We start from the raw sequence: 12,336 nt of genomic DNA on the forward strand, positions 1-12,336 counted from the left end.
CGGCGGAGTCTGTATCCAGGGGCACATGGCCGTGATCGTGGCGCTGGGCGCGTTCCTCATGACCCTGCTGGGCGGTTGGACGGCGCAACGCGTCACCGACCGCCGCCACCTCGTGCTGGGCCTGGCCGGCGGGCTGATGCTCGGCGTGGTCGGCCTGGACCTGCTCCCCGAGGCCCTGCACGCGGCGGGCGAGGAGGTCTTCGGCGTTCCGCTCGCCCTGCTGCTCTTCGTGGCCGGCTTCCTCGTCGCCCACGTCGTCGAGCGGCTCCTGGCCGTGCGCCAGGCCGCGCACGGCGCCGAGGACGGCGCGCGCGTCCCGCAGGTCGGGCTCACCGCGGCCGCCGCGATGGTCGGCCACAGCCTCGCCGACGGGGTCGCGCTCGGCGCGGCGTTCCAGGTCGGCGGCGGGATGGGCGTGGCCGTGGCGCTGGCCGTCGTCACCCACGACTTCGCCGACGGGTTCAACACGTACACGCTCACCCGCCTCTACGGCAACGACCGCCGCAAGGCCCTGCTGATGCTGTTCGCGGACGCGGCGGCGCCCGTGGTGGGAGCCGCGTCCACGCTGCTGTTCACCCTTCCGGAGGAACCCCTCGGCGCGTACCTCGGCTTCTTCGGCGGCCTCCTGCTCTACCTGGCGGCCGCGGAGATCCTGCCCGAGGCGCACCACAAGCACCCCGCCCTGTCCACACTGCTGTGCACGGTGGGCGGGGTGGCCGGGATCTGGCTCGTGGTGGGCATCGCGGAGTGAGCGGGCGGGATTCACCGCCGTGCTGCCGCGGCATCCCGTACGGCCGCCGCCCGCGCGGCCGCGGCCCGTACGAAGCGGCGGGCGACGGACGGCTCCGCCGCCCAGTGCGTGTGCAGGTAGCTGGCGTGCACACCCTTGACGACGAAGCCCTCGACCCGGCGCTCCGGATGCGTGAACCCCCAGGCGGGCACCGCCCCCGAGCCCGGCTCGATCACCGTCCGGTGGAACTCGTGCCCCCGCAGCCGGGTCCCCGCCGCCGCGAGCGAGCTGTCGGACACCGCCACCGCCTCCCGGTAGCCGAGGGTCAGCCGCTCCGACATCCGCGCGTCCGCGTCGAGCACCCCGCACATGGGTCTGCCGTCCAGCGACCGCGCCAGGTACAGCAGCCCCGCGCACTCGGCGGCCACCGGGCCGCCGACCGCCGCGAAGGCAGAGACGGCCGCCCGCAGCGGCTCGTTGGCGGACAGCTCCGGCGCGTACACCTCGGGGAAGCCGCCGCCGACCACCAGGCCGGCGGTCCCCTCGGGCAGCGCCTCGTCCCGGAGCGGGTCGAAGGTGACGACCTCGGCGCCGGCGGCCGTCAGCAGTTCCGCGTGCTCGGCGTACGAGAACGTGAACGCGGGCCCGCCGGCGACCGCGACGACCGGAGCGGGTGCGCTGCCGGCGACCGCTTCCCCGGAGTCCGCCGCCCCGGACGCCGGCGAGGGCGAACCGTGCGGGGACCACGGCTCGCAGGCCAGCGGCGGCGCCGTGCGCGCCAGGGCCATCAGCGCATCCAGGTCGCAGCCCGCCCTGACCTGTCCGGCCAGCGCCGCCACGGCGGCCAGCGCGTCGGCGTGCCGCTCCGCCACCGGCACCAGACCCAGGTGGCGCGAGGGCGTGGCGACCTGCGGAGCCCGCCGCAGCACGCCGAGCACCGGCATGCCCGCCTCCTCCAGGGCCTCCCGCAGCATCACCTCGTGCCGGTCCGAGCCGACCTTGTTGAGGATGACGCCGCCCAGGCGGACCTGCGGGTCGAAGGAGGCGAAGCCGTGCACCAGCGCCGCCACCGACCGCGACTGCGAGGACGCGTCGACCACCAGCACCACCGGCGCCCGCAGCACCTTCGCCACCTGCGCCGTCGAGGCCAGTTCGCCCCGGCCCGCGGCCCCGTCGTAGAGCCCCATCACGCCCTCGACCACGGCCAGGTCGCACCCGGCCGCCCCGTGCGCGAACAGCGGGGCGACCAGCTCCGGCCCGCACATGAAGGCGTCGAGGTTGCGCCCCGGCCGGCCGGTGGCCAGCGCGTGGTAGCCGGGGTCGATGTAGTCGGGCCCGGCCTTGTGCGGGGACACGGCGAGGCCGCGCTCCGCGAAGGCCGCCATCAGGCCCGTGGCCACGGTGGTCTTGCCGCTGCCGGACGATGGCGCGGCCACGACCAGCCGGGGCATGTCGAACGCCGTCACCACTCGATGCCCTTCTGGCCCTTCTGGCCGGCGTCCATCGGGTGCTTCACCTTGGTCATCTCGGTCACCAGGTCCGCGAACTCCACCAGCTTCTCCGGCGCGTTGCGGCCCGTGATCACCACGTGCTGGCTGCCCGGACGGCTGCGCAGCACCTCGATGACCTCGTCGACATCGATCCAGCCCCAGTGCATCGGGTAGGCGAACTCGTCGAGCACGTACAGCTTGTGCGTCTCGGCGGCCAGGTCGCGCTTGACCTGCTCCCAGCCCTCCTTGGCCGCCTGCTCGTTGTCGAGCTGCGCGTCCCGCTGGACCCAGGACCAGCCCTCGCCCATCTTGTGCCAGACGACGCTGCCGCCCTCGCCGGAGGCGCCGAGCACCTTCAGCGCGTTCTCCTCGCCGACCTTCCACTTCGCCGACTTGACGAACTGGAACACCCCGATCGGCCAGCCCTGGTTCCAGGCGCGCAGCGCCAGCCCGAAGGCAGCCGTGGACTTGCCCTTGCCCGGTCCCGTGTGGACGAAGACCAGCGGGCGGTTGCGGCGCTGGCGCGTGGTGAGTCCGTCGTCCGGAACGACGGACGGCTGTCCCTGAGGCATTACGCGGCCCTCCTGAGGGTGTGGGAAGCGGGGGTTGTCACAGCGGTGCGTACGTCCTTCACGAGACCGGCCAGCGCGTCGGCCCGCAGCCCTTCGAGGGTGACGGCAGGCCCGCGCAGCTCGGCGGCCAGTGCTCCGGCCAGCCCCAGCCGGACCGGACCCGACTCGCAGTCCACGACCACCGAAGCGACTCCCTCGGCGGCCAGCAGCCGGGCGCTGCGCGCCGTCAGCTCGCGCGGGTCGCCGCCGACGGCGCCGGCCGACGTGGCCCGCCCGTCGGTGACGACGACCAGCAGCGGCCGGCGGCTCGGATCCCGCAGCCGTTCGATCCGCAGCACCTCGTGGGCCTTGAGCAGGCCGGCCGCGAGCGGGGTACGGCCGCCCGTGGGCAGCTTCTCCAGCCTGGCGGCAGCCGCGTCCACCGAGGAGGTGGGCGGCAGCGCCAGCTCGGCGGCGGACCCCCGGAAGGTGATCAGGCCCACCTTGTCCCGGCGCTGGTAGGCGTCCAGGAGCAGCGACAGCACGGCGCCCTTGACCGCGCTCATCCGCTGCCGGGCGGCCATGGAACCGGAGGCGTCGACCACGAAGAGGACGAGGTTGCCCTCGCGGCCCTCCCGGGTGGCCTGGCGCAGGTCGTCCTTGCGGACCACGAGGCCGGGCCCGGAGCGGCCGCGCGCCTTCTGATACGGGGCCGCCGCGTGCACGGTGGCCGCCAGGTGCAGCTTCATGAGCCGGCCGCGGGGGCGGTGGGCGCCGGTGGTCCGGCCGTGGGCGGTCCGGGCGCGCGAACGCCGTCCGTCGGCGCCCTCACCGAGCCCCGGCACGGTCAGCATCCGGGTGCGGAACGGCTCGGCGGCCCGTACGGCGGCCTGTTCGGGCCCGCCGGCCTCCTGGGCGGAGGGCTGCGGGGCCGCATCGGGCGATCCCGCCGGGGGGTCGGAGGTCTCCGCGGGGGCCTGCGCATCCTGCGTGCCGCCGCCCTGCGGCGGCACCCCGCCGCCGTCGGGGCCGCCCCCGCCGTCGTCCGGGCCGCCCTCGGGACCCTCGGGGCCGGGCTCCGGCTCCGGGTCCGGGTCGGGCTCGTCCTGCGGGTCCTCGTCGGGGAACCGGTCGAGGATCTCGTCCAGCTTGTCCTCGTCCAGGCCCGGCGCGTCGAACGGGTTGCGGCGCCGCCGGTGCGGGAGCGCGAGCAGCGCGGCCTGCCGCACGTCCTCCTTCAGCACGGCCGTGCGGCCCGCCCAGGCGGCCAGGGCCGTCGCGGTCCGCGCCATCACGATGTCGGCCCGCATCCCGTCGACCTCGAAGCCGGCGCAGGTCGCGGCGATCTGCAGGAGCGCGGTGTCCCCGAGGCGGACCTGCGGCAGCAGCGCCCGCGCGGCCACCACCCGGGCGCGGACCTCGCTCTCGTCCCCCGACCAGCGGGCGGCGAATCCCGCGGGATCGTCCTCGTAGGCGAGTCGGCGGCGGACGACCTCCACCCGCTGGGCGGGCTCGCGGGAGGCGGCGACCTCCACGGTCAGCCCGAAGCGGTCGAGGAGCTGCGGCCGCAGCTCGCCCTCCTCCGGGTTCATGGTGCCGACGAGCAGGAAGCGGGCCGCGTGCCGGACCGAGACGCCCTCGCGCTCCACGTAGGAGGCGCCCATCGCCGCGGCGTCCAGCAGCAGGTCGATCAGGTGGTCGTGGAGCAGGTTGACCTCGTCGACGTAGAGGATCCCGCGGTGGGCGTCGGCGAGCAGGCCGGGCTCGAAGGCCTTCACGCCCTCGGCGAGCGCCCGTTCGATGTCGAGGGCGCCGACGAGGCGGTCCTCGGACGCGCCGACGGGCAGCTCCACCATGCGGGCCGGCCGGGCGCCGCCGGGGCCGGACTCGTGCGGACCGTCGGGGCAGTCCGGGTCCGGCGCGGCGGGCGCGCAGGAGAACCGGCAGCCGGGCACCACGTCGACGGCCGGCAGCAGCGCGGAGAGCGCGCGCACGGCGGTGGACTTGGCGGTCCCCTTCTCGCCGCGCACGAGCACCCCGCCGACCGCCGGGCTCACGGCGTTCAGCAGGAGCGCCAGCCGCAGGTCGTTCTGGCCGACCACAGCGGTGAACGGATAGGGCGTGCTCATGCGTTGCTCACTCCTTGGGAGGTGCGGACCGTCACCGGGGCGCCGCCCCGGCTTCGGGAAGGGACGGGGTGGGGGAAAGCCGCCCGCGGGGCCGCCGCCGTCACGGCGCGCCCGGCGGGAGGAACGGCAGCCTGGTCGGGGCGCCGGCTTCGATCAGCTTCAGCAGCGCATCGGTGTCGGCGTGCTCCTCGATCAGGTCGCCCAGCACGTCGAGCTGTTCCTCGCGCAGCGCGGCGAAGGAGGTGTCCGGGGCCGGTACGAAACGCCGCCCGGCGGCCGCGGCGACCTCGCGCAGGAACGCCCGGCGGAAGCCGTCCGACTCCAGCGAGCCGTGCCAGTGCGTGCCCCACACCGAGCCCACCCGGCAGCCGTCGAGGAAGGGCTCCCCGCCCAGGACCTCGGCCACCCCGTGGTGGATCTCGTACCCGTCCACCGGCTCCCCGAGCGCGGTCCCGGACGGCCGGGCCAGGGTCTTCTCCGGCGCGAAGCGCACCCGTACCGGCAGCAGCCCGAGCCCCTCCACCGAGCCGGCCCGCGATTCGACGTCGTCCTCGATGTGCTCGCCCAGGGCCTGGAAGCCGCCGCAGACGCCCAGCACCGGCCGGCCCTCGGCGGCCCGCCGGGCCAGCGCGTCCGCAAGCCCGCGTTCGCGCAGCCAGGCCAGCGCCTTCACCGTGCCGCGGGTGCCCGGTACGACGACCAGGTCCGCGTCGGCCAGCTCCTCGGCCCGGTCCACGAAGCGCACCACGACCCCGGGTTCGGCCGCGAGCGCGTCGACGTCCGTGAAGTTCGACATCAGCGGCACCGCGCACACGGCGACCCGCAGCACGTCCTCGCCCACGGGCGGAGCCACCACGGACTCCCGTACGGCCCCCCGCAGCGAGACGCGCAGGCCGTCCTCCTCGTCGATGCCCAGCCCGTGCCGGAACGGCAGCACCCCGTACGTCGACCGGCCCGTGAGCCCGCGCAGCATTTCCATGCCGGGCTCCAGCAGCGACACGTCACCGCGGAACTTGTTGACCATGTACCCGGCGATCAGCGCCTGGTCCTGCGGGGAGAGCAGCGCCGTCGTCCCGAAGAACGACGCGAAGACCCCGCCGCGGTCGATGTCGCCGACCACGACCACCGGGAAGCGCGCGGCCCGCGCGATGCCCATGTTCACGATGTCGGTCCGGCGCAGGTTGATCTCGGCCGGGCTGCCCGCCCCTTCGCAGATCACGGCGTCGTACGTACCCCGCAGCTGCTCCAGGCAGTCCGTGACGATGCCGAGCAGCTGCTCCTGGCGACCGCCGTGGTAGCCGCGCGCGCTCATCTCGCCGACGGGCCTGCCCAGCAGCACCACCTGACTGCTGCGGTCGCTGCCGGGCTTGAGCAGCACCGGGTTCATCAGCGCGGTCGGTTCCACGCGGGCCGCCTGGGCCTGCATCGCCTGGGCGCGCCCGATCTCGGCGCCCTCCCGGGTGACGAAGGAGTTCAGCGACATGTTCTGCGCCTTGAAGGGCGCCACCTTCACGCCCTGGCGGGCCAGCCAGCGGCAGATGCCCGCCGTGACCACGCTCTTGCCCGCGTCCGACGTCGTACCCGCGACCAGCAGTCCGCCGCCGCGCTTCGCGCTGCTCATGCGCGTCCCCTCCGTGCTCGTGCCCCCAGCAGCCGGCCGGCCACGCAGGCGCCCAGCGCCAGCCACGTCACCTGCCGTGACAGCCGGACCGCCCGCTCGATGTCCGCGACCTCCACCGGCCGTCCGGATCCGCCGTTCAGCACGGCCCGGTGCTCGACCCGGCCGCCGTAGGACAGGGTCCCGCCCAGTCTGACGCCGAGGGCCCCGGCGAACGAGGCCTCGACCGGCCCGGCGTTCGGGCTCGGGTGTGCGGCGGCGTCCGCGCGCCAGGCGCGCACCGCCCCGCGCCGGTCGGGGCCCGCGACGACCGCGGCCAGCGCCGTCAGCCGGGCGCCGGGCCAGCCGGCGAGGTCGTCGAGCCGGGCCGACGCCCATCCGTAGCGCCGGTGGCGTGGGGACTTGTGGCCGACCATCGCGTCGAGGGTGTTGACGGCGCGGAACGCCAGCAGTCCGGGGACCCCGGCGACGGCGCCCCACACCAGGGCCCCGACCACCGCGTCGGAGGTGTTCTCGGCGACGGACTCCACGACCGCCCGGGCCATCTGCTGCCCGTCGAGGGACTGCGGGTCGCGGCCGCACAGGTGCGGCAGCCGTTCCCGGGCGACCTCGATGTCCCCGGCGGCGAGCGCACCGCCGATGGCACGGGCCTCCCGGCCCAGCGAGGTGCCGCCCACGACCGCCCAGGTGGCCGCGGCGGTCAGGGCGATACGGGCGGCCGCGGGCCGGGAGCGCACCGCGCGGGCGCCCAGCGCGCCGACGGCGGCCGCACCCCCGACGCACAGCAGGGTGTGCAGGACGCCGCGGGCGCGGTCGTCACGCCACAGGGAGCGCTCGACGGCGGCGGCGGCTCGTCCGAAGGCGGCCACGGGGTGCCCGCGGCGCGGATCACCGAGGATCCGGTCGCCGATCAGGCCCGCCGCGGCGCCGTACGCGAAAACGCGATCGGCACGCATGGTGGCAGGTATGTCCTCACTCAGGGTCCGCGCCCTGGTTCGACGTGTCCGGCGGCGAGAGTTCCTGGCTCCCGGGGGCTCGCGCACGGCGTGCGTTCCCCGGTGACAGTGGCGGGACCGCGCCGGAATCGCACCGGACTTCCTCTCCATGCCGCCGTATTGGCTCGGGCAGTCCACCACGCACCCCGAAGGCCCGTCAACTCGCCGTTGACCTGCGACGCGGCCGGGCCGGGAGATGCGAAAGCTCCCCCCGGGACGACCCGGAGGGAGCTTTCAGGACGGTGCGCCCCGCCCGCGCCGTGCGCGGACGGGCGACGGCTCAGGCGACGATCAGGTAGATCCCGTACGTCACGGCCGCCGCGACGAGCGCGAAGCAGAGGTAGGCACCGCTGCGGGCGAGGGTGGCGCTGCCGCCCTGCTCGGTGGCGGCCTCGTGCTTGGACAGGCCCACCAGGCCCAGGGTGAAGAGGGCCACGAGGGCGACGGTGGCGAAGAGGCTGACTCCGAACACGGAGCCGAGCGCTTCCCAGTCGATCTTCATACTGCCGATTCCTCTTGTGTCTCTGTCTCGGTCAGACCGTCGCGGCGGGGGCCGCCGGGGTCTGCGTCGCGGCCGGGATGGTGGCCTTGAGGTCCTCGTCCGTGACCGCGGCGATGGTGCCGGCGGCGGCGACGGTCGGCGGGACGGTGACGGCGGCCATCGCCGTGGTGACGACGCCCGGGGCATCGGCGTCGGCCTGCTCGACGTCGTTGACGTTGTTGTGGTCGACCACCTGGCGCCGGGAGATGAGCCAGATGGCGAGGCAGGAGCCGATCAGGAAGACGGTGACGGCGGCGATGCCGAGGTCACCGACGCGCATGATCAGTTCGGCGCCGGCCGAGACCAGCGCGGCGGCCGGCAGGGTCAGGCCCCACGCGACGAACATGCGGGTCGCGGTGGACCAGCGGACCACACCGCCCTTGCGGCCCAGGCCCGCACCCATGACCGCGCCGGAGCACGAGTGGGTGGTGGAGAGGGAGAAGCCGAGGTTCGAGGAGGCGAGGATGACGGACGCGGCCGAGGTCTGGGCGGCGAAGCCCTGCTGCGGCTGCAGGTCGGTCAGGCCCTTGCCCATGGTGCGGATGATGCGCCAGCCGCCCAGGTAGGTGCCGAGCGCGATGGCGACGCCCGCGGAGACGATGACCCACACCGGGGGGTTGGCATCGGGCGCGAGCGCGCCGCCGGCGATGAGGGCCAGGGTGATGATGCCCATCGTCTTCTGCGCGTCGTTGGTGCCGTGCGCGAGGGAGACGAGGCCGGCCGAGGCGATCTGCCCGGCGCGGTAGCCCTTGGCGGAGGTCTTCTCGCCGACCTTGTCACCCAGCTTGTAGGTGAGCTTCGCGGCCAGGTACGCGGCGATGCCGGCGACCAGCGGGGCGGCGATCGCGGGGATGAGGACCTTGGTCACGACGACCCCGCCGTTGACCGCGCCGATGCCGGCGGAGGCGACCGCGGCACCGATCAGGCCGCCCATCAGGGCGTGGGAGGAACTGGACGGGAGTCCGACCAGCCAGGTGACGAGGTTCCAGAGGATCGCGCCGACCAGCGCGGCGAAGATCACCTCTGGCTGGATGCCTTCCTCGTTGACGAGGCCCTTGGAGATCGTCTTGGCGACCTCCACGGACATGAACGCGCCGACGAGGTTGAGCACGGCGGACATGGCCACCGCGGTCTTGGGCTTGAGGGCGCCGGTCGAGATGGTGGTGGCCATCGCGTTGGCCGTGTCGTGAAAACCGTTCGTGAAGTCGAACACGAGAGCGGTGATGATCACGATCCCGAGGAGAAGCGTTATGTGCTCCATTTACCCAGGCTTCTGTTTGGCGTCAGTGGCTCGGCGAACGTAGGCAACCTGGATGAACGGAAGGTGAACTGGCTCCGGCGGAGCGGTGTACCGGCACGGGGCGCGATCGGGACATTCGTCCTGATTATTACGTAGATTTCTGCATTGGTGCACGTCAAAGCCGGGTGAATGAACCCCTCCGCACGTCCCCGGCGAGACTCCCGGCCACCCTTGTCGTCCCGCGAAAGTGACCCGGATCACTCTCCCCGCGTAGACCCGGAACGCCTCCCTCCAGTGGCTCGGCGGACTCTGTGCGACGACACTGGAACCGTGCGTACCGTGACAGCGACGGCAGTGGCCGTCACCACGACTCTCGTCGGCGCGGGCGTGGCCGCCGTGGCGGCCGGCCGGTACGCCGCCGACGCCGCCCTGCGCCCCCGGCCCGGCGCACCACTCCCCGGCGGGCCCCGGCTGAGCGTCCACTCCGCCGGGGACGGCCGGATCGCGCTCACCCGCTCCCTCGCCTCCCTCCGCCCCGGCACCTACGGCCTGGCCGCGCCCGGTGTGCACGCAGCCGTCGGGCCCGTCCTCGCGGACGCCGACCACGACCCGGACACCGTCGTGCGCCGGCTCCTCTCCGTCACCCACGGCACGCTCGACCCCGGCACCCGGGTCACCCTGACCCCCCAGGTACACGCCGGGGACCCGCGCACCGCACTCGGACTCGACCACGCCGACGTGGACGTCCCCGGCGAGCTGGGCGCGCTCCCCGCGTGGTTCGTGCCCGCCGCCCGCGACACCTGGGTGATCACCGTGCACGGACTCGGCGCCGGCCGCGAGCACCCGATGGTCGTCATGCCCTTCCTGCACCGCCACCGGCTGCCCGTCCTCGGCCTGGGCTACCGCGGCGACCTCGGCGCCCCCCAACCCCCCGACGGCCTCGGCCACCTCGGCGCGTCGGAATGGCGGGACCTGGACGCCGCCATCCGCTACGCCCTGCGCTACGGCGCCCGGCGCGTGATCCTGCACGGCTGGTCCACCGGCGCCACCATGGCCCTGCACGCCGTCGAGCGCTCGGCGCTCGCCGACCGGATCTCCGGTCTGGTGCTGGACTCGCCCGTACTCGACTGGCGCACCACGCTTCGCGCACTCGCCGCGGCGCGCCGCACCCCGGCCCCGGTGCTCGCGCTGGCGGTGCGGGCCGCCGAGGGCCGTTCCGGGCTGCGCGCCGACCGCCTCCCGCCCGGCGCCGACCCCGGAGCGCTCAAAGTCCCCGTACTGATCTTCCACGGCCCCGACGACACCCTCGCCCCCTGGGAGCCCTCCCGCCGGCTCGCGGCCGCCCGACCCGACCTGGTCACCCTGCAGACGGTCCGCGACGCCGGACACGGGGCGATGTGGAACGCCGACCCCGACGGGTACGAGGAGGCCCTGCGCCGCTTCCTCACCCCGCTGATGTGAAGGCCGTGTGACGGAGAGGGTCCTCCGGGCGGGATGTCCCGGTCTGCCCCGGCGGCGGGCGGCGGAAGGAGGCCATTCCGTTTGGGCTTTCGGCCAGTGACGGGCGAGACTGCTTCCGTGACGTCCCGAAAGCCTGATGAGCAGTTGGCTCGCGACTCCAGACTCCGACTCGTCTCCCCGCGCTCCGTCGCCGCGGCACGCAAGGCGGTGACCGACCGCCGCACCCGCCCCGCCCCGCGGCCCCCGGCGGGCACCCCCGCCACCGCCGACCTCGCCGACCGGGCCCGGGCCTCCCTGGCGGACGCCGTCCGGCTGACCCGCTGGGCCGAGCACAACCTCGGTGCCGCGGACGGCGGCCGGCCGGCCCCCACGGGAGCCCTGCCCGCAGCCGACGTCGAACGCGCCGCCGAGGAGCTGGGCCTGACGCACGGCCAGATCCGCGTCGGCTGGGACCGCGCCCGCCTCGCCGGCCTCGTCGAGGTGCACGGCGGCCACGCCCGGCCCGGCTGGCGCCTGCGCGCATGGGACCGCGACGACACCGCCGTGCTGCGCGGCTGGGTCGCCCTCTTCGACGCCTGGTCGCTGGTCCACCCGGCCCCCGCCGACATCGCCCCGGCGGCCGTCGCCGAGGTCGTCGAGGCCATGCCCCAGCTGCTCTCGCTGCTCCAACTGTCCGCGGGCCCGGTGACCGTCCCCGACCTGCTCGACCTGCTCGGCCAGCGCGTCAGCGAACTGCGCGACGAGCGCTGCGAGATCCCCTACGAGGCCGAGTCCGCGGTGGCACCGACCTGCGCCACCGGCTCCGCCGAAGCCCGCCCCGTCCCGCTCGCCCGGCTGCTGCGCTGGGCGCTCGGCGGCCTCGCCGCCGTGGACGCCGTCACCCTCGGACCGGCCCGGGCCACCCTCACCCCGCTCGGCAGCTGGGCCGTCTGGGTCAAGCTGGAGCAGATCTGCGTCGCGGCGCAGAGCCCCGCCGGGAACATCGAACAGTCCGCCGCCGCCATGCTGCACGGCTGCGCCCGCCTCACCCCCGGACCGGCCCGCGCCGAGTACCAGGCCTGGCTGGCCGCCCGGCCCGTCGGCCACGCCGTGGCCGAGCTCCTCCAGGCCGCCCGCGGCGAGGACGCCCTGCTGCGCGGCCTCGCCTTCGAGGCGCTGCGCGTGGTCGGCGCCCCCGCCGAGCCCGAGGTGCGCGCCACCGTGCGCGAGCCCGCGCTGCGCCCGTACGCGCTGCTCTGGCTCGCCGAGCACGACGGCATCGACCCCGACGACGCCCAGGACGTCCTCACCGCCGAGGAGTCGACCTGGCTCTGGGTGGACACCGCCGCCGCCATCGCCGACCACGGTGAGGCGGAGCTGCTCGCCCGCCACCTGGACTCGGCCGTCCGCACCACCGTCCCCAGGCTGCTGGACGAGGTGCGCGCGGTCGGCCATCCGCGCACCGTGCAGGTCCTGGTCGCGCTGGCCGCGGCCCACCCGGACCCGGCCCTGGCCAAAGCGGTGCGGCGGGCCGCCTTCCAGGTCCACACCGGAGGTGCCTGAGCTCCACGCGCGTACGCACCGCAGGACCGGTCCCGGTCG

Annotated in this window: 10 protein-coding genes and 1 riboswitch; of the genes, 3 read left to right on the plus strand and 7 right to left on the minus strand. The window is 75.1% G+C overall.

Annotated elements, in window-relative coordinates:
- The first annotated feature begins 25 nt into the window (after nucleotides 1-25).
- Nucleotides 26-751, plus strand: coding sequence for a ZIP family metal transporter (locus IF89_RS0114745; protein ID WP_030766806.1), 726 nt, complete (start codon nucleotides 26-28; stop codon nucleotides 749-751).
- Between the two features lie 11 nt (nucleotides 752-762).
- Here the strand turns inward: IF89_RS0114745 and IF89_RS0114750 are convergent, their stop codons facing one another.
- From IF89_RS0114750 to IF89_RS0114780, 7 genes are all read right to left on the minus strand, one after another.
- Complete coding sequence (locus IF89_RS0114750) at nucleotides 763-2,181, minus strand: cobyrinate a,c-diamide synthase (RefSeq protein WP_051807075.1); 1,419 nt, start codon at nucleotides 2,179-2,181, stop codon at nucleotides 763-765.
- 11 nt (nucleotides 2,182-2,192) lie between these two features.
- The gene (cobO, locus tag IF89_RS0114755) at nucleotides 2,193-2,792 is read right to left on the minus strand and encodes a cob(I)yrinic acid a,c-diamide adenosyltransferase (RefSeq protein ID WP_030766811.1); all 600 of its coding nucleotides are present in this window, start codon (nucleotides 2,790-2,792) and stop codon (nucleotides 2,193-2,195) included.
- A complete protein-coding gene (locus IF89_RS0114760; protein ID WP_030766814.1) occupies nucleotides 2,792-4,900 on the minus strand; it encodes a putative cobaltochelatase in 2,109 nt (702 codons plus the stop codon). The genes cobO and IF89_RS0114760 overlap by 1 nt, the downstream gene beginning before the upstream one ends.
- A gap of 100 nt (nucleotides 4,901-5,000) precedes the next feature.
- Nucleotides 5,001-6,521 carry a cobyric acid synthase gene (locus IF89_RS0114765; RefSeq protein WP_030766816.1) on the minus strand — a complete coding sequence of 507 codons (1,521 nt, stop codon included), beginning with the start codon at nucleotides 6,519-6,521 and terminating at the stop codon, nucleotides 5,001-5,003.
- Nucleotides 6,518-7,474: a cobalamin biosynthesis protein gene (locus IF89_RS0114770; protein ID WP_030766817.1), complete on the minus strand. Its 957-nt coding sequence runs from the start codon at nucleotides 7,472-7,474 to the stop codon at nucleotides 6,518-6,520. Before IF89_RS0114770 ends, IF89_RS0114765 begins: the two co-directional genes overlap by 4 nt.
- 58 nt (nucleotides 7,475-7,532) lie before the next feature.
- Nucleotides 7,533-7,620: riboswitch (cobalamin riboswitch) on the minus strand.
- Nucleotides 7,621-7,793: 173 nt separating this feature from the next.
- The gene (locus IF89_RS0114775; protein WP_030766819.1) at nucleotides 7,794-8,015 is read right to left on the minus strand and encodes a hypothetical protein; all 222 of its coding nucleotides are present in this window, start codon (nucleotides 8,013-8,015) and stop codon (nucleotides 7,794-7,796) included.
- Nucleotides 8,016-8,046: 31 nt separating this feature from the next.
- Nucleotides 8,047-9,315, minus strand: coding sequence for an inorganic phosphate transporter (locus IF89_RS0114780; RefSeq protein WP_030766821.1), 1,269 nt, complete (start codon nucleotides 9,313-9,315; stop codon nucleotides 8,047-8,049).
- A gap of 309 nt (nucleotides 9,316-9,624) precedes the next feature.
- On the opposite strand from IF89_RS0114780, the gene IF89_RS0114785 reads away from it, so the two are divergent.
- Complete coding sequence (locus tag IF89_RS0114785; RefSeq protein ID WP_030766824.1) at nucleotides 9,625-10,755, plus strand: alpha/beta hydrolase family protein; 1,131 nt, start codon at nucleotides 9,625-9,627, stop codon at nucleotides 10,753-10,755.
- Between the two features lie 117 nt (nucleotides 10,756-10,872).
- The gene (locus tag IF89_RS0114790) at nucleotides 10,873-12,297 is read left to right on the plus strand and encodes a hypothetical protein (RefSeq protein WP_078628307.1); all 1,425 of its coding nucleotides are present in this window, start codon (nucleotides 10,873-10,875) and stop codon (nucleotides 12,295-12,297) included.
- The last annotated feature ends 39 nt before the right edge of the window (nucleotides 12,298-12,336 follow it).

It is taken from the genome of Streptomyces sp. NRRL F-2664 (assembly GCF_000719345.1).
GTDB lineage: Bacteria > Actinomycetota > Actinomycetes > Streptomycetales > Streptomycetaceae > Streptomyces.

Bases quoted from the DNA above. Each gene is read 5' to 3' on its own strand.
- IF89_RS0114765 (WP_030766816.1), bottom strand. From the start codon at position 6,521: ATGAGCAGCGCGAAGCGCGGCGGCGGACTGCTGGTCGCGGGTACGACG.
- IF89_RS0114745 (WP_030766806.1), top strand. From the start codon at position 26: ATGGCCGTGATCGTGGCGCTGGGCGCGTTCCTCATGACCCTGCTGGGC.
- IF89_RS0114770 (WP_030766817.1), bottom strand. From the start codon at position 7,474: ATGCGTGCCGATCGCGTTTTCGCGTACGGCGCCGCGGCGGGCCTGATC.
- IF89_RS0114750 (WP_051807075.1), bottom strand. From the start codon at position 2,181: ATGCCCCGGCTGGTCGTGGCCGCGCCATCGTCCGGCAGCGGCAAGACC.
- cobO (WP_030766811.1), bottom strand. From the start codon at position 2,792: ATGCCTCAGGGACAGCCGTCCGTCGTTCCGGACGACGGACTCACCACG.
- IF89_RS0114760 (WP_030766814.1), bottom strand. From the start codon at position 4,900: ATGAGCACGCCCTATCCGTTCACCGCTGTGGTCGGCCAGAACGACCTG.
- IF89_RS0114780 (WP_030766821.1), bottom strand. From the start codon at position 9,315: ATGGAGCACATAACGCTTCTCCTCGGGATCGTGATCATCACCGCTCTC.
- IF89_RS0114775 (WP_030766819.1), bottom strand. From the start codon at position 8,015: ATGAAGATCGACTGGGAAGCGCTCGGCTCCGTGTTCGGAGTCAGCCTC.